25 protein-coding genes are annotated in these 14,267 nt (G+C 32.5%); 23 read left to right on the forward strand and 2 right to left on the reverse strand.

What is annotated here, in order from left to right; all coding sequences use genetic code 11:
• Positions 1 to 9: 9 nt before the first annotated feature.
• Both C564_RS0100665 and C564_RS0100670 read right to left on the reverse strand, forming a co-directional pair.
• Positions 10 to 537, reverse strand: coding sequence for an ImmA/IrrE family metallo-endopeptidase (locus C564_RS0100665; protein WP_018764084.1), 528 nt, complete (start codon positions 535 to 537; stop codon positions 10 to 12).
• Positions 538 to 780: 243 nt separating this feature from the next.
• Entirely contained in the window at positions 781 to 1,158 is a 378-nt protein-coding gene (locus tag C564_RS0100670; protein WP_018764085.1) for a helix-turn-helix domain-containing protein, read from the reverse strand.
• Between the two features lie 169 nt (positions 1,159 to 1,327).
• On the opposite strand from C564_RS0100670, the gene C564_RS0100675 reads away from it, so the two are divergent.
• The 23 genes from C564_RS0100675 (at position 1,328) to C564_RS0100790 (ending at position 14,114) form a co-directional block, all read left to right on the forward strand.
• Positions 1,328 to 1,537 carry a helix-turn-helix transcriptional regulator gene (locus C564_RS0100675; protein WP_018764086.1) on the forward strand — a complete coding sequence of 70 codons (210 nt, stop codon included), beginning with the start codon at positions 1,328 to 1,330 and terminating at the stop codon, positions 1,535 to 1,537.
• Positions 1,538 to 1,569: 32 nt separating this feature from the next.
• Entirely contained in the window at positions 1,570 to 1,770 is a 201-nt protein-coding gene (locus tag C564_RS31635; RefSeq protein WP_018764087.1) for a helix-turn-helix domain-containing protein, read from the forward strand.
• 63 nt (positions 1,771 to 1,833) lie between these two features.
• Entirely contained in the window at positions 1,834 to 2,349 is a 516-nt protein-coding gene (locus C564_RS0100685; RefSeq protein ID WP_018764088.1) for a helix-turn-helix domain-containing protein, read from the forward strand.
• A gap of 46 nt (positions 2,350 to 2,395) precedes the next feature.
• Positions 2,396 to 2,617 carry a hypothetical protein gene (locus C564_RS0100690; protein ID WP_018764089.1) on the forward strand — a complete coding sequence of 74 codons (222 nt, stop codon included), beginning with the start codon at positions 2,396 to 2,398 and terminating at the stop codon, positions 2,615 to 2,617.
• A gap of 184 nt (positions 2,618 to 2,801) precedes the next feature.
• Entirely contained in the window at positions 2,802 to 3,086 is a 285-nt protein-coding gene (locus tag C564_RS0100695) for a hypothetical protein (RefSeq protein WP_018764090.1), read from the forward strand.
• A gap of 103 nt (positions 3,087 to 3,189) precedes the next feature.
• On the forward strand, positions 3,190 to 3,366 hold the full coding sequence (locus C564_RS36600; RefSeq protein WP_018764091.1) for a hypothetical protein: 177 nt from the start codon (positions 3,190 to 3,192) through the stop codon (positions 3,364 to 3,366).
• A gap of 1 nt (position 3,367) precedes the next feature.
• Positions 3,368 to 4,321 carry a DnaD domain-containing protein gene (locus C564_RS0100705; RefSeq protein ID WP_018764092.1) on the forward strand — a complete coding sequence of 318 codons (954 nt, stop codon included), beginning with the start codon at positions 3,368 to 3,370 and terminating at the stop codon, positions 4,319 to 4,321.
• Positions 4,321 to 5,643, forward strand: a complete 1,323-nt coding sequence (dnaB, locus tag C564_RS0100710; RefSeq protein WP_018764093.1) for a replicative DNA helicase — start codon at positions 4,321 to 4,323, stop codon at positions 5,641 to 5,643. The genes C564_RS0100705 and dnaB overlap by 1 nt, the downstream gene beginning before the upstream one ends.
• Positions 5,643 to 5,831 (forward strand): Fur-regulated basic protein FbpA, encoded by a 189-nt coding sequence (locus C564_RS0100715; RefSeq protein ID WP_018764094.1) that lies wholly within the window; start codon positions 5,643 to 5,645, stop codon positions 5,829 to 5,831. The genes dnaB and C564_RS0100715 overlap by 1 nt, the downstream gene beginning before the upstream one ends.
• The gene (locus C564_RS0100720; protein WP_018764095.1) at positions 5,806 to 6,093 is read left to right on the forward strand and encodes a hypothetical protein; all 288 of its coding nucleotides are present in this window, start codon (positions 5,806 to 5,808) and stop codon (positions 6,091 to 6,093) included. The genes C564_RS0100715 and C564_RS0100720 overlap by 26 nt, the downstream gene beginning before the upstream one ends.
• Positions 6,068 to 6,430: a hypothetical protein gene (locus C564_RS0100725; RefSeq protein ID WP_018764096.1), complete on the forward strand. Its 363-nt coding sequence runs from the start codon at positions 6,068 to 6,070 to the stop codon at positions 6,428 to 6,430. Before C564_RS0100720 ends, C564_RS0100725 begins: the two co-directional genes overlap by 26 nt.
• 74 nt (positions 6,431 to 6,504) lie before the next feature.
• On the forward strand, positions 6,505 to 6,696 hold the full coding sequence (locus C564_RS0100730) for a DUF3954 domain-containing protein (RefSeq protein WP_018764097.1): 192 nt from the start codon (positions 6,505 to 6,507) through the stop codon (positions 6,694 to 6,696).
• Positions 6,697 to 6,736: 40 nt separating this feature from the next.
• Positions 6,737 to 7,141: a hypothetical protein gene (locus C564_RS0100735; protein WP_018764098.1), complete on the forward strand. Its 405-nt coding sequence runs from the start codon at positions 6,737 to 6,739 to the stop codon at positions 7,139 to 7,141.
• A gap of 113 nt (positions 7,142 to 7,254) precedes the next feature.
• A complete protein-coding gene (locus tag C564_RS0100740; RefSeq protein WP_018764099.1) occupies positions 7,255 to 7,494 on the forward strand; it encodes a hypothetical protein in 240 nt (79 codons plus the stop codon).
• Entirely contained in the window at positions 7,481 to 8,083 is a 603-nt protein-coding gene (locus C564_RS0100745) for a hypothetical protein (RefSeq protein WP_018764100.1), read from the forward strand. The genes C564_RS0100740 and C564_RS0100745 overlap by 14 nt, the downstream gene beginning before the upstream one ends.
• 43 nt (positions 8,084 to 8,126) lie before the next feature.
• Complete coding sequence (locus C564_RS38155; RefSeq protein WP_331273732.1) at positions 8,127 to 8,303, forward strand: ABC-three component system middle component 6; 177 nt, start codon at positions 8,127 to 8,129, stop codon at positions 8,301 to 8,303.
• Positions 8,294 to 10,000 (forward strand): DUF2326 domain-containing protein, encoded by a 1,707-nt coding sequence (locus C564_RS0100755; RefSeq protein ID WP_018764102.1) that lies wholly within the window; start codon positions 8,294 to 8,296, stop codon positions 9,998 to 10,000. Before C564_RS38155 ends, C564_RS0100755 begins: the two co-directional genes overlap by 10 nt.
• Before the next feature lie 762 nt (positions 10,001 to 10,762).
• Positions 10,763 to 11,218: an ArpU family phage packaging/lysis transcriptional regulator gene (locus C564_RS0100760; RefSeq protein WP_018764103.1), complete on the forward strand. Its 456-nt coding sequence runs from the start codon at positions 10,763 to 10,765 to the stop codon at positions 11,216 to 11,218.
• A 2-nt stretch (positions 11,219 to 11,220) separates the two neighbouring features.
• Positions 11,221 to 11,763, forward strand: coding sequence for a site-specific integrase (locus tag C564_RS0100765; protein ID WP_018764104.1), 543 nt, complete (start codon positions 11,221 to 11,223; stop codon positions 11,761 to 11,763).
• A 278-nt stretch (positions 11,764 to 12,041) separates the two neighbouring features.
• Positions 12,042 to 12,926, forward strand: coding sequence for a hypothetical protein (locus tag C564_RS0100775; RefSeq protein ID WP_018764106.1), 885 nt, complete (start codon positions 12,042 to 12,044; stop codon positions 12,924 to 12,926).
• Positions 12,927 to 13,324: 398 nt separating this feature from the next.
• On the forward strand, positions 13,325 to 13,489 hold the full coding sequence (locus C564_RS36605) for a hypothetical protein (RefSeq protein ID WP_018764107.1): 165 nt from the start codon (positions 13,325 to 13,327) through the stop codon (positions 13,487 to 13,489).
• A 10-nt stretch (positions 13,490 to 13,499) separates the two neighbouring features.
• The gene (locus tag C564_RS0100785) at positions 13,500 to 13,811 is read left to right on the forward strand and encodes an HNH endonuclease (protein ID WP_018764108.1); all 312 of its coding nucleotides are present in this window, start codon (positions 13,500 to 13,502) and stop codon (positions 13,809 to 13,811) included.
• A 3-nt stretch (positions 13,812 to 13,814) separates the two neighbouring features.
• On the forward strand, positions 13,815 to 14,114 hold the full coding sequence (locus C564_RS0100790; RefSeq protein WP_018764109.1) for a hypothetical protein: 300 nt from the start codon (positions 13,815 to 13,817) through the stop codon (positions 14,112 to 14,114).
• Positions 14,115 to 14,267 lie beyond the last annotated feature (153 nt).

The following is a 14,267-nucleotide window of genomic DNA, read 5'->3' on the forward strand; positions in this document are numbered from 1 at the left end:
TCCTAAGTTTCACTGTGCAACTAAACACGTTTTTGAAAATATATCCTGCAGGCGACTAGCTAATAATTGATTTTCATAATGTAAGAAACGTTGCTTTGCAATTTTAAATGAAACATTAAAAGTTTGTGCGATTAGACATATCGTCTCTATTTGTGTTTCAGGAAAATCCAGTTTTCTCAACATAAAAGTAGGAATACAGAAATGTAACATGAAACTTTTAGCTTTAGCTTCTTGATAGTCTAAAAACATTTTCGGCACATGTAACTGATTTCCTACATGAAATAGAACATGACATAGTTCGTGGCTAAAATCTTCCCAACGATGGAAAATATCCTTTCGACTATCGATAACAATACTAGGTAAATCATCTCTACAAATAGCACGACTTCCGAATGGTGCGAAATGCAACCAAATATTTAATTTTTGAGCAATCGTTATCATATCAATTTGTTCAGGAACAAAGATAGATAGTGAGTGGTACAATTTTTCAATATAGTCTTCGATTTGTGTTGTGTAGTAGGATTGTGTTTTATGCATATTGTTTCACTCCATTACTAATTATACAAACGTATGTTCCTATTATAACAAAAAAGAAAAGCCACGAAGTGACTTTTTTGTAAAAACATCCTATATATTTAGCTAATCTTCCCAGCTGTTTCATCTGCAAATGCAGTATTACGATTAATAATTTAAAACTAGGGTGAAATTCATCAACTATAGTCAATGAGTAGACCTAAAAAAATATGCATTGAAAAGTGCGTTTATATATACCCTATTTAATTAACGTTGTTTATCCCCAGGCTTACGTTTTTTCTCCTTAGCCTTAATAAACTCCCAAAATTGTTTAAGTTCTTCTCGTTTTTCAGGAGAAGCGTCTTTGATGTCTTTGAACCAAAGACCGAGCTCTGGATCGTTAAGAGATTTGTCTATTTCAGTATTGTCTTGATGAGTGTACGTATCAATTATTCCTAAAAGGTAATCTGTGGAAACTTCATAAAAATCTGCTACAACTTTTATAAAATCAGGGTCTGGTTTACGTTCGCCTGATTCGTAACGAGATAATTGCACATTTGAAATTCCCAAGGCTTTTGCAACTCTAGTTTGAGTGTAATCCTTCATTTCACGCAAGTGGCGCATTCTTTTTGCTAATGTGCTCATGTTCATCCCCTATACTTTCATATTTGTAATATATTTTACCATATTGGTAAGTTTTTCGAAAAAAGTTGCCGAAAAGGATAAAACTATATTGATTTTACCGAATTGGTAATGTAAAATGAGTTTATAAGTTACCAAATTGGCAAAAACGTGGAGGTGCAAAGATTTATAAATGGCTAAAAAAGTTGATTTAGAAAAAATTAAACGAATCAGAAAGAATTTGAATTTATCAGTCGAAGATATGTCTGAGTCTATTGGATATAGAAGTATGAATGGTTACTATTACTTAGAAACAGGACGGAATAAATTTTCCGCTGAGACGTTGGCAAGGGTTGCCGATATTTTTAATTTATCCATATCAGATCTTTTTTTTGAAGAATAAATTGCCAAAATGGCAAAAAGAGGTGCGAGATAATGCAAAACAAAACAATCAATGATTATCCATTAGTTCTTACAGCAGTTCATGTTTCAGAAATTCTTGGGATTTCTAAACGTGTTGCGTACGAAATTATGGAATACAAGGATTTTCCACTGGTTCGTGTTGGGCGTCAAAAAAGGGTAGGACGTGATGCGTTTTTCAATTGGTTAGAATCACGTTCTCAGCAAGCTATATAAATATTGTAATGGATATATTTGTAACAAACAAATACCGATTTAGGTACAAAAAGGGTGAGGGAAATGTCTATAGGAAAAGAAATAGCGTCGGCACGAAAACGAAAAGGTTATACGCAGGAAGAACTTTCATCTAGTATTCCAGCTAGTCGTGAGTCACTAGCGAAATATGAAACAGAAAATCGCATTTTACCGAAAGATATGCAAAAGCATCTTTCAGAAGCACTCGATGATCCACAATTCTTTTTTCAAGTGTGGGGAGAAGCGGCTGGAACAGTTAGTATTCCATATTTAGACGGAGAATATATAGATCAGCATCCTACTAGCATGAAGTACATGGTTCAAAAAGAAACGGCGGAGGCTCTTGAACAACTAGAAACAGTTTGTTGGTTTAAACCTCCTCAAGCTTTATCAGATTTAGAAAAACAAGAAATGAATAAAGTTATGCATGAAATTTTAGATGCGGCGGCATCGATGACAAATTTAGTAGCTGTTCTTTGTGAGCGGCATGATTTTTCAATGAAAGAGGTTTTTAAATATTGGAGGTTGTCCTTAAGGGCAAGGCGGTATACAGAAAATTAATTGAGTGATTTTTGTATAGAAGGACTGAGGCGAAAGGAGAATACAAATGACAGTAAATTACAAGAATCCAAGTTTAAAAGAGTACAAGGAACTTATTCGTTATGATGCAAAGCTAACTGGTGAGATAAAAATTGCTAAAACATTTGCTGATAATAGAAAGTTTGAAGAGTTAAATCAAGAGAAGAAGTTAGTGGGTATTCGTATCAAAATTATCGAAGCGTCATTCACTTTAAAGCATAAATGGGCAAAAGAAAAAGCTACCGCCTAGACAACAGTAGCTCGCAATAAATTCGATGAAGCAATTATAACATTTTATTATTTGTTTGGACAAGCACTGTGCTTGTCGTTATGACTAGAAAGGGATTGTTACCCCCATCCCCTTAAAAATGATTCTCCTTTCTGGTTGTAACGATGCGTACAGCATCAGTTTAAAAAGAAATAAGGTGTAATCTATGACAGCGAAATACAATCGCCTTCATGATCTTGTTCTTCCAGGGGATTTTTCATTTGCGAATAAACTTCACGACTGTATGATTGCATGCATTAATAACATGTTTAATGCGAAATCAGTTGAAGAATCAAATCGTTGGGAAGATGAACTTAATCGATGCGCCGAAGAATTTAAAATGCTTCGTGATGCAAAAGAAGAACATGAGGTATCGAAAAGCTATCGAGTAATAATCAAAGGTCTTCAAGCAAAGGGAGTTAATGTCTCCTTAGTAACTCGCAGAAAATAAAAAAATCTATCGCTTTGCCGAGCGATAGAAGAAAGTTACTTTTCAAATTTAACTTAGGTTAATTATACCAAACTGATATTGGTATAACAACGGAGGGTGCTACATGCTTTTGGACAAATCATTACATAAAGTGTTGCTGAATCCGAAATTACTTCAGCAATCGACATCAGAACAGCACCTTATTTATTTAGTAGAACAATATTTAAAAAGAGGATATAAGAATTATCGCTTATTACGTGTAGAGGACGGATTTGCGATATGTAAACGGGAGGATGAATAATATGGCAGTTTATAGACCAGTACACGTTTCATTTTGGCAGGATTCATTTGTTTTAGATCTTACACCAGAGGAGAAGTATTTTTACTTGTACCTGATGACGAACAGTAAAACGTCTCAATCGGGCATCTACGAGCTTCCACTTCGTATTATCGAAACTGATACAGGATACAATCGAGAAACAGTTATGAAGCTATTAGAACGTTTTGCTGAGTACGGAAAAATTAATTACAACCAGAAAACAAAAGAGTTGTTCTTAATCAACTGGTTAAAGTTCAATCCTATCAAAAATGTAAACATTGAAAAGTGTGTTTTAAAAGAGATTCAATCTATAAAAGACCAGGATTTCTTAGTAGATTTCTATGAAACTTGTTTGCAATTAGAGGAAGAGCAAGACTTTAAAATTCCTCGTATTAAGGAGTATTTATCAGTCCGTTTGAAGGGGCTTGTAAGGGGCCTAGAAGACCCTAGCAAGGAAGAAGAAAAAGAAGAAGAAAAAGAAAAAGAAGAAGAAAAAGAAAAAGAACAACAACAAGAAGAAGCGCACGAGGATGTTGTTGAAGTTAATCCAATTTCTTTTTATGAACAAAATTTTGGATTCATTACACCTTTTATTGCAGACGGTATTCATGCATGGATTGATGATTTAAATGCAGAGTTAGTTATTAAGGCGATGGAGATTGCTTTAGAAAAAAATACGAGAAACATGTCTTATGTAAATACGATTTTAAGAGATTGGCATCTTAAAGGCTTAAAAACAGTAGCTGATGTCGAGGCAGCTGATAAAGCATTCCGTGCTCAGCGAACTGTACAAGCACAGAAACAATCTCCTTACCAGCAGAAGGGCCTATCTGAATCTACAAAAAACGTATTGCAGCAACAAGACTCATGGCAACAAAACATCCCTACGGATGAGGAACTTGCAGCACTTAATCAACAGAATGGATGGATGCAATAATGAGTAACGACATTATTCGTAATGTAGAAGCGGAACAAAGCGTTTTAGGTAGCATTATCGTTGAAGGAGATTTGATTAAAGATTGTCAGCTAAATCCAAATCAATTTTCTCTTCCAACGCATCAAGTCATTTTTAAAGCGATGAAGGAGCTTGATGATGCTGAAAGCCCTATAGATCTTGTGACTGTCGTTGAAAAATTAGATAGTTTTGTACACCAAATTGGCGGCATTCAGTTTTTAGTTAATTTAGCCGAGGGCGTTTCAACAACAAAAAACTTTGCTTATCATGAAAATCTAGTGATAGAAGCATGGAAGATGCGACATGCTCAAGAGGTTGCTGGTACTTTATATAACAGTCTTCAACAAGAAAAAGATATGAGTGCGATTAGCAAATCAATTGATGAATTAAGCGCAATTGAAGAAACGGGTTATTCAGCTGATTTTAACCTAAAAGAAACACTCGTGGATTTATATAAAAAGATGCAAATTGATGTTGGGGATTTAACTGGTATAAACACTGGCTATGAAGATTTGAATAGAATGACAGCTGGGTTTCAGGAAGGAGATTTAATCATAGTTGGTGCACGTCCCTCGATGGGGAAAACAGCATTTGTATTAAATATCGCTTATCATGCAGCAAGCTCAGGTGCGACAACAGGAGTTTTCTCACTGGAAATGGGCGAGGAACAATTGCTTAAGCGTATGATTTCAAGTACGGGAAATGTAGATGCTACAAAATTAAAGAACCCTAAAAAGTTGTGCAATCTTAAAGATTGGGAAAAGATTAGTCAGGCAATGGGATTGATAAATGATTTGCCTTTAGAAATATACGATAAAGCAAATGTGACAATGCAAGAAATTTATGCAAAGACCAGAAAGCTAAAGCGTAAATACCCAGATAAAAAAGTGCTGATAGCAATTGATTACTTGCAGCTTATTGTCGGTAATCCGATGCATAGAGGGAATCGCATGCAAGAAATCGGTGAGATTAGCCGTAAGTTGAAACTGATGGCTAGGGAGTTAAATGTATGTGTCATTGCATTATCACAGTTAAGCCGTGCTGTTGAAAGTAGACAAGATAAACGACCGTTGTTATCGGACTTACGTGAGAATGGTCAAATTGAGCAAGATGCGGACTTGATTGCATTCTTATACCGCGAAGATTACTACGATGCAGCAACAAAAAATAAAAATATTACAGAAATTATTTTAGCTAAACAGAGAAATGGTCCTGTGGGAGTTGTTGAATTAGCATTTGTTAAGGAGTTTAGTAAATTTGTTAACTTAGAGCGCAGATTCAATGGACAACAGGGGGTTCAATAATGCTGTTACGTCAAGAAGTAGAGCGTAGAAAATTGTTTATCATTCGTAAATTATTAGGTTTAGGAATAGCAGAAGTTAACGGACAAACATTAGATCAATTAACGTTAACACAGCTTGAAGGGATTTTAATAGCAAGTTTGCAAGTGTTGGAGGGAACGAAAAATGATTCTAACAAGAGACTGGCGTAATGGTGATACGATTCATCTTAAACGTAAAAGGTTTAAAGATATTTTACGTGCTGTACAGGATTTAGAAAAACGAGGATATTCATGCGTTCAACCGATTAGATCATTAGTGAAAAGTCAAAGAGAGTTCATTCATAAACGAACGAATGGAAAGATTAGTACCGCTAATTATAGCTTCACACAAACGAATGCTGATACTTGTTATGTTGTGATGATGAGAAGAGAAAAGAGTGAAGAACATGTCGAAGCAGTTAACAATTTTTGATGTCGAGCCCGTTTTTTCATTCGATCCAAAGAAAGCTCATATTCATCGGCTGAATTCCAAACTACGTTATGCAGATATTGTTGTCCAAATACCACAGCAAGCAAAAGCGATTGATGAATTGAAACCAACGGCAGCACCTGATGATCGATACGAATTATTTGAGGAATATGCGATTGGGATTTGGCGATATAAACGAGCGGAGGATAAACAGTTTGATTGGGAAGAAGCGGAACAAATATGTAAACGAGCAAGAGATGAAAAAGAACCAATTCCAATACGGCTCCATTTATCACTTGAACAATCATTCGCTCCAGAAAATGTTATGCAATATTTATAGGGAAATAAAAAAAGCCGAGACTACTCTCGACTTACTTCGACAAAGTAATTATAACACAAGTGGGAGTGGTTTCGGTGGGGATTATTAAAGAAAACATTGCGGAAATGACAGCTGAAATTTCATTAGATCAAAATATGATTTACGTTGTGAAAGATGGAAAAGTTCATGAGGTAGATCCACCAAACAGTGGCCATGGTGAACAATCATTTGTATATAAACATGGAAAAGTAACTCGTGTTGATGAGCGGAAAACACAATTACTTTGATACCAATTTTGAATTTTGTAGAAAACAGGAGGGAACGAAAATGAGAGAGTTAGATTTAGGTGGTTTGAAAAGCAATTGGAAAGCTTTTATAGAGTTCCTTCAAAAAGAAGGAAAGAATAATAGTGTATTAACCACTTACTATTTTGTTTATAAAGAAGATACATGTGGTAATGAATCCTATATTTTTACAAATCACTCTAATTTAGATGAATGGTTATCTAAAATGTTTTGGGAATGGGGACGATATGAGATTAAAAATGTAGAAAGGTCGATGGAAAATGTGAATGTATGGAAGTTGGTTGTTGAAAGTGAAGTTAAACGTTTGAGAACGATGTATAAAGGGGCTAGAAAAACATCAATTGTGATCGATGGAGAAAAATACTACCGAAAGTTAGTTCCAGTAATCGTAGAACCTTCAGTGAATATTTCAACTAATTTTTATTAAATTTGTTATTTACAGAATGAGATTACTCATATCAACTAATTTTGATGTGAGTAATTTTTTTGTGCCATTTTTGATAAGGTATGGTATATTTTATCGGAGTAGGAGGTGATATTATGCAAATCAATGATATTATTAGTCTTATTGCTATGATTGCAACAGTTATTTCTACTGTAATTGCTGTAGTTCAGACAAAAAAGTGTAATGAAATTAAAAAAGAAATAATTAATATCAAATCAGAAACTTATAATATGGTTAAAAACTCAGACAAATCAGAAACAACAATTACTAACTCAGGACCAAACTCGGGAGTCGTGGCTCAAAAGGTAGAAGGAGGAGTACATGTTGGTAAGTAATTCTGGTGAGAATAGCGGTGTTATAGCTGATACTATAAATGGTGATATATACATAACGCAGGCTATGAAGAGAAAAATTCCATCATTGTTACCAAAGTTTATTGAAGTATTAGCTAGACAGTATACGTCAGGTAATACAAGTAAGAGAATTGTTAATAATCAACCGTATGGAATCGAGGAAAAAATTAGTTATAACTATATAATGTTATATAGGAAGACAATTGAAGAGAACTATATTTATTATTATATTTGTGAAAAATCTTTAGAATCGCTACGTCATATTGATGAAAATTCAAAAATGAATATTCTTGAAGACATACATGAAATTTACAGGGAAATCAAAATAGGTTTTTGGGAAGAGTGTAATTCAGTTGAAAATCCAGTTGAAGAACTTAAAAAGATGATTAAAAGAAATTCAGATAGCATAATTAATAAGGTAAAAAAAGAAATTAAGAATCGTATAAAGGATTCTTATGATGGAGAACAGTTTAATGAACAAGAACTTAATATGTGTTTAGATATTTTTGTTTGTTATGCTTTGGGAGAATGCAAAATATTAGAAAGGCCGGAAGGTAATGTTGATAATTAGGAACGATGTTCGACCTGAAAGTAATATATATTATTTAGGGGCAATGTTTTTAAAATATATTCAACGAGATGAACATATCAGTATAGAGGATTTCTTTTATATAATAAATAGTAAATTCCCTTCAATTTCTATAAATCAAATTTTATATACATTAGATTGGTTGTATATTTTGGATAAAATAGATTTATTTGACGAAGGATTGATAATAAAATGCGATTAAAAAAATTAGAAGTTTATAAAACTGTCCCGAGTAAAGAGATAATTAGATCTATAGAATTCAATTCCAGGGGTTTAAATTTAATTGTAGACAACACTTCCAATATTAAAGAAGATTCAGGAAATAGTGTAGGGAAATCTACAGTAATACATATAATTGATATTTGTTTAAATTCTAGTAGTCTGACAAAACTTTATAAAAGTAGAGAAGCTCAGGGAGAAAATACTGAATTAAAAAAACTCTTGCATGAAAACAAAGTACAGGCGACTTTAGAACTCATTGATAACAATAGAGTGTATAGTTTCACAAGAAGTCTATATAGTAGAGGGCCCCGTTTTTTTAATAATGAAAAAGTAACAGAAAAACAATATGGGACTCACCTTAAGGATATAATATTTAATTCTAAAGAAGATAAACCTACATTTAGACAACTTATATCAAAGTTTGTTAGAAATGATGATACACAATTGGGAAATGTAATATATTATTTAATTTCAACCAGTTATGCTGTATATGAGGCAATTTATTTCTTTTTATTAAAAATTAATGGAGAAAGTGTTGTTAGTGAAAGACAAGTATTGGAAGAAAAATTATCTAAATTGGAGAATAAGTTTTCCATATATCAAAAGGATCCTAATATTCCTTCCATAGATCAAGTTGAGCAGGGGTTATTATTTATTGAATCAGAAATTGACGAATTGATTGATAGAAGAAAAAAAGTGGATTATCTTGATATATATAAGAATGAACTTAAAAAAAATAGTGATGTAAATAATCAATTAGACTTCTTAAAAAGTGAAATTGAGTTACTTGAGTTTGAAAAAAATACTATAAATCAAAGTTTAGCAATGATTGAAGAAAGTAAATCAAATATTGATGTAAATGTAATTAAAGAAATATATGAAGATGCGAAGGCTTTTAATAATACCCTAAATAAAAAATTTGAAGAAGTATTGATGTTTCACAATAAAATGGTGGAAAATCGTAGTGCATTTGTTGGAAAACAATTAGCAAAAGTTGAAGTGAAATTAATGGAATTAAAGTCAAAACAAGACGAATTACTTGAAATAAAAAAGCAGCAAAGTATTGAGCTGTTAGACGAAGGATTGCTAACAGAGTTAAATGATATAAATAGAGAAATTGAAAATTTAAATGTAAAAAAAGGTGAATTTTTAAAGGCTAAAGAAATACAAGAAAGCTTGAAAGCTGAGTTAGATCTTGTTAATGAAGAATTAAAGCGTATTAATTCTTTGGCTGAAGATAACGGGCATTTAATACCTATAAATGAATTTAATAGCGTTTTTAAAAGTTATTCAGAAAAATTATATGGCGAAAAATATTTACTCTATTATGATAGCGAGTGGAGAGACAAGAAAAGCGGTAGACCGTTTAGTATTGGAAATTTAATGGGGAATATGGGAACAGGGAAGCAAAGAGGACTTATAATTGCTTTTGATTTAGCTTATTTAACATTTTCTGAAAAGAAAGGGATAGCAGCTCCAAAATTTTTAATTTATGATAAGTTGGAGAATACACATATCAATCAATTAAAAACAATAGTAAATTTATCACAGGAAATTGATGGGCAGCTTGTATTGCCTATTTTACGAGAAAGAATTAATGAAATTGATGCATCTTTAATTAAAAAATCTACGATTATTGAGCTGTCTCAAACTAATAAATTTTTTAAATTGAAATAAGAGGCATTAATAATTTGAAATTTAAGCGACTATTCTACTATTATGAGGCTAGTAACGAAGCACTAACTTTTATCAGAGGAAGTGCTTTTTTTATTTTACGGTAAAAATAGGTTAGAGTGGATAAAGTAACGCACAAGAATGGAATATAAGGATATTACAAAAAAAGTTTAGTGAAACTGCTAATCACTTGAAAAAACAGTTATACAAGAGGCGGGGATTTTTAATTGGATTTTTTTCAGCTGTGTTTATAAAAATTATAACTGAGGATAGTACGTATAGAGTTTTGGTTGGTTTTTTTCTAGGGGATAAATATGAACAAATGAAAAAAATTCCGTATTTTAGAAAATATACATTAATTATTTTTTGTTGCATGGCTAATTATTGGAATTGTAATTTTAATAATACGAGCTGTGCCTAAAAATCGTATTAGATTAATGAAGGAAATTACTAATGTTTATATTTCAGATAGAGAAAAGGAAGAAGAGGAAACAATAAGGAAAAGAAGTAGTTTTTCGGAAATGTTTTAAACCAAACTAATTACCATAGATATTTAAGGGGTATTAAAGTACTAATTTTTAAATAAAATAATCCTTTTAAAAATTAGCAGATCGAAAGAAAGTGGTATAATAGATAGAAATTAAATAATTAATCCTACTGGAAGAACCAGCGGACATTAAACTATTAAGGGTAGTAGCAATATTGCTCTGTGGTTTGATGTCCGCTTTTTGCATTTTATAAAAAGAGACAAGGAGTGCTGTAAACATGATGCAATTAACTTTCTTACCTAAAATTGATCGTAAAGCAACACAAGCGCGTTTAGAAGAGGTTCTTGAGAATATTCGTATTTATAGACAATTTGGGATGATTAGAAATGAAATGAAGGTCACAGCTTCTTGTGAGCCAAGATATCACGGTCCGACAAATTTAGTAGGTAAACCTGCTGAAGAAGTTGCTTTGGCAAATGTTGAATTGAGTGAACGAGAATTGAGGTTAAATCGCTTATCTTTTCAAGTTGATAAAGTTTTAAGTCGTTTTAGTAAGAGTCAAAGGGATATAATTGTAAAGCGATATCTGGAGGATGAGGATGTATTTGATTATATGGTTTATAACGAGATTGGTATGAGTGAGCGGACGTATAGACGTAATAAAGCCAATGCTTTTTATAAACTTGCATTTGCTCTTAGATTAGAAGTTTACGAACAACAGGGCGGTGAATAAGAATGAATTTTGTTCAACCTATTCGTGATCTAGAGCAGATACAGCAAATAAAAGAGTATTTAAAAGAAAAGAGCGAACGTAATTATATCTTGTTTGTAATGGGAATTAATACAGGCTTACGTATTAGTGATATTTTGAAGCTAAAGGTCGGTGACTTAAAAGGGAGTCATATTTCAATGCGTGAAATGAAAACAGGTAAGCAGAAGCGTATTCAAATTACTGCAGCATTAAGAAGAGAATTGAAATGGTTCATTGATGAAAGAGAAGACCATGAATACCTAATTAAAAGCAGACAAGGCAGTAACAGGCCAATAGGTAGGAGCATGGCATATAAGATACTTCGAGCAGCGACAGCTGAGTTTGGTTTAGATGAGATTGGTACACATACATTACGTAAGACATTCGGATACCATATGTACATGCAGACAAAGAATATAGCGTTGCTAATGGAGATATTCAATCATTCATCTGAAAGAGTCACATTACGATACATTGGAGTAAATCAAGATGCAATGGATAAGGCGATGACGAAGTTCAAAATATAGCAGACATCCATTTTTTCTTTTTTGTTTTTTACAGTTAACCATTTTTTATGTGTTGTGTAACTCAAAATGAAAGGATTGATAAAGTTAAGTGTGACAAGGGATTCAGCATTCGGGGCAGTTACACAAAATATAAGATATGGGTAAGTCAATTAAATGTAAAATTGTTATTTGTTCTATAAAGAATAAAGGAGGAAAATTAAAAGATTATAAGTCTTTAGAAAAATGTTTTTCAACAAAAAATGTAGGAATTACAACATTAATGTATAAAGAGGTAAAATATGAAAAATAAAGGAGTGATTGGATTGGATTTTAACGGAATTATGGGGAATCTTATTGCAAGTGCGATTTATACTTTGTTGGGGATTATTGTGATTTGGATTTTTAGAACACCAAATAAAAAAAATGAAGTAGCTGCCACCACTATAAATAATTCAATTAAACATATTCAAATTATTAATCTTCCACCCAAAATTATGGAAGCAAGAAAAGTAAATAGTGACATATCAAGAGAATGGTTAATTATCCATATAATAGCTTCTCTTATTTTAATTTATTTATCTTTAGTTTACAGAACTGAGATAATAGATTTTGGGTATATAACATTCTCTTTTGGTCTTATCATTTCGATATTAATAATTTACGGGGTACATAAAGTAGCAATATTGCAAGAGTTATCTACGAAAGATAAGGTGGGGCTGTTCTTTCCGATTGTTTATTGGTGTATGTTTCTTATAGTTAATATGAGTTTGAGTTCTCCAATAATAAGCAATTCTAATATTAATAACGCGGAGCAGTTTATTAAAAATGGAGGATGGAATGGATTGTTAGGAAGATTCCTTAATGTTTCAAGTACTTATCATCAGGAGTTTATAACAATCATGTTTAAGTTTTTTGGGATTGGATTACTTTATATAAGTTTGATTTGGATTATTAGATTCCAGTTGTTCTTTGTATTAAATTGGATTGTCAATGTAAAGAATAAAGGGATTGCAAATAGCTTTATTATGTGGATGTATAGAAGGTTGTTCATTGGAAAATTTACTAATTATGTTATTGCGATTATATGTATGTTATTAATTGCTTTTATATTAATAAACGGATTTTTATATTTAGTAGTACCAGACTTAAATAAAATCACATTAGCGGTGTTTCAAGGAATTTAATTGTGGCAGAGTCGTGACCGCTTTTTGGCAGGAAACGTGCCGGTCGTTTTGAAATTTTCGTGTTATATTTGTATTGTGAGAAGTGGCGGAAAACACAACTCATAAAGATTCCTTTATATTTTGTCTAAACGATTCATAATGATGGCACATAAAATCCGTAACCAGCAGATGGTAGTGATTGAATGATACCGTTATTAGGGAGAGCTTTTGCTCTTCCTTGAGCTAACAACATCCTAGGTAGATGGAATGAGGGCGACCTGATAAGTTGACCAAGAGTGTCTGTCGTGGTTGTTAGCTGAAAGAAGAATAAAACTTCATTTACCGTAATTAAAGTACAAATTAATACTTAATGAAAAAGCATCCATTCGGGTGCTTTTTATTTTGGAGGTGATTAGATAATGTGGTTAATCTTATTTATTGGTTACAGCATTGGCGTGACACTGACATTGTTAATCGTGAAAAGTCTTATTGAAGCTAAAGAAGTACATGAGATAGACGATATAGACAAAGCAGTGTTAAAAGAGATGAAACAGTTGAAAGCGGCTAGAGGATATAAAGGGTAAGGTGATAGTTGTGGAAACACATGAACTTATTCAGTTAATAAGAGATAACAAGCTTATGAAGTTTTATAAGTCTAAAGAGTGGCGACAACTGAGACTTAAAGCATTACAACGTGATAACAATGAATGTTGTATGTGCAGAGATAAAGGAAAGTATCGTAGAGCCGATTGTGTTCATCACATTAAAGAAGTGAAGGAATATCCAGAGTTTGCATTAACCTTTGATAATCTTATGTCTCTTTGCAATACATGTCATAATGAAGTACATGATCGTTTAAGAGTGCAGGATAAGCCACCAGAGTTTGTTAATGAAGAGAGATGGTAATAGATGATTATCAATGATAACGGTCGTGAGTATGATACAGACTATCTTGAAAGAGTAGTACTGAAAGAACCAGAAGAACGAACGAGTGTAGAGCGAGACATCTTTAATGCTGGCGCTCGCTTTATTTATTATAGATACACACAGATTAGAGATATTGTTAATCGTAATAGATGTAATAATTTAACGATTGATAAAGTTAAAAAGCTTTTAGATATTAATAGAATTCAGATGTTCTTGCCAATAACAGAAGAAGAAATACATTATATTATTTCTTTTGTTGAACAAAATATCACGATTAAATAAGTCCCCCCCTTAAAATAAAATCAAATTTTTTTCGGGGGAACGTGCAACGGGAGGGGGACGTCGGAAAAAATATTTTTTGATTTTCTCACGTGAGGGGGAGGGGTGCACACAAAATACAGGGTGCATCCTTTTTAAATTCGTTTAAAACCGCCT

The organism is Bacillus sp. 105MF (assembly GCF_000374885.1).
Classification (GTDB): domain Bacteria; phylum Bacillota; class Bacilli; order Bacillales; family Bacillaceae_G; genus Bacillus_A; species Bacillus_A pseudomycoides.

Excerpts from the sequence above, each read along its gene's own strand:
- C564_RS0100665 (WP_018764084.1), bottom strand. The coding sequence starts at position 537 with ATGCATAAAACACAATCCTACTACACAACACAAATCGAAGACTATATT.
- C564_RS0100670 (WP_018764085.1), bottom strand. The coding sequence starts at position 1,158 with ATGAGCACATTAGCAAAAAGAATGCGCCACTTGCGTGAAATGAAGGAT.
- C564_RS0100675 (WP_018764086.1), top strand. The coding sequence starts at position 1,328 with ATGGCTAAAAAAGTTGATTTAGAAAAAATTAAACGAATCAGAAAGAAT.
- C564_RS31635 (WP_018764087.1), top strand. The coding sequence starts at position 1,570 with ATGCAAAACAAAACAATCAATGATTATCCATTAGTTCTTACAGCAGTT.
- C564_RS0100685 (WP_018764088.1), top strand. The coding sequence starts at position 1,834 with ATGTCTATAGGAAAAGAAATAGCGTCGGCACGAAAACGAAAAGGTTAT.
- C564_RS0100690 (WP_018764089.1), top strand. The coding sequence starts at position 2,396 with ATGACAGTAAATTACAAGAATCCAAGTTTAAAAGAGTACAAGGAACTT.
- C564_RS0100695 (WP_018764090.1), top strand. The coding sequence starts at position 2,802 with ATGACAGCGAAATACAATCGCCTTCATGATCTTGTTCTTCCAGGGGAT.
- C564_RS36600 (WP_018764091.1), top strand. The coding sequence starts at position 3,190 with ATGCTTTTGGACAAATCATTACATAAAGTGTTGCTGAATCCGAAATTA.
- C564_RS0100705 (WP_018764092.1), top strand. The coding sequence starts at position 3,368 with ATGGCAGTTTATAGACCAGTACACGTTTCATTTTGGCAGGATTCATTT.
- dnaB (WP_018764093.1), top strand. The coding sequence starts at position 4,321 with ATGAGTAACGACATTATTCGTAATGTAGAAGCGGAACAAAGCGTTTTA.
- C564_RS0100715 (WP_018764094.1), top strand. The coding sequence starts at position 5,643 with ATGCTGTTACGTCAAGAAGTAGAGCGTAGAAAATTGTTTATCATTCGT.
- C564_RS0100720 (WP_018764095.1), top strand. The coding sequence starts at position 5,806 with ATGATTCTAACAAGAGACTGGCGTAATGGTGATACGATTCATCTTAAA.
- C564_RS0100725 (WP_018764096.1), top strand. The coding sequence starts at position 6,068 with ATGTCGAAGCAGTTAACAATTTTTGATGTCGAGCCCGTTTTTTCATTC.
- C564_RS0100735 (WP_018764098.1), top strand. The coding sequence starts at position 6,737 with ATGAGAGAGTTAGATTTAGGTGGTTTGAAAAGCAATTGGAAAGCTTTT.
- C564_RS0100740 (WP_018764099.1), top strand. The coding sequence starts at position 7,255 with ATGCAAATCAATGATATTATTAGTCTTATTGCTATGATTGCAACAGTT.
- C564_RS0100745 (WP_018764100.1), top strand. The coding sequence starts at position 7,481 with ATGTTGGTAAGTAATTCTGGTGAGAATAGCGGTGTTATAGCTGATACT.
- C564_RS38155 (WP_331273732.1), top strand. The coding sequence starts at position 8,127 with ATGTTTTTAAAATATATTCAACGAGATGAACATATCAGTATAGAGGAT.
- C564_RS0100755 (WP_018764102.1), top strand. The coding sequence starts at position 8,294 with ATGCGATTAAAAAAATTAGAAGTTTATAAAACTGTCCCGAGTAAAGAG.
- C564_RS0100760 (WP_018764103.1), top strand. The coding sequence starts at position 10,763 with ATGATGCAATTAACTTTCTTACCTAAAATTGATCGTAAAGCAACACAA.
- C564_RS0100765 (WP_018764104.1), top strand. The coding sequence starts at position 11,221 with ATGAATTTTGTTCAACCTATTCGTGATCTAGAGCAGATACAGCAAATA.
- C564_RS0100775 (WP_018764106.1), top strand. The coding sequence starts at position 12,042 with ATGAAAAATAAAGGAGTGATTGGATTGGATTTTAACGGAATTATGGGG.
- C564_RS36605 (WP_018764107.1), top strand. The coding sequence starts at position 13,325 with ATGTGGTTAATCTTATTTATTGGTTACAGCATTGGCGTGACACTGACA.
- C564_RS0100790 (WP_018764109.1), top strand. The coding sequence starts at position 13,815 with ATGATTATCAATGATAACGGTCGTGAGTATGATACAGACTATCTTGAA.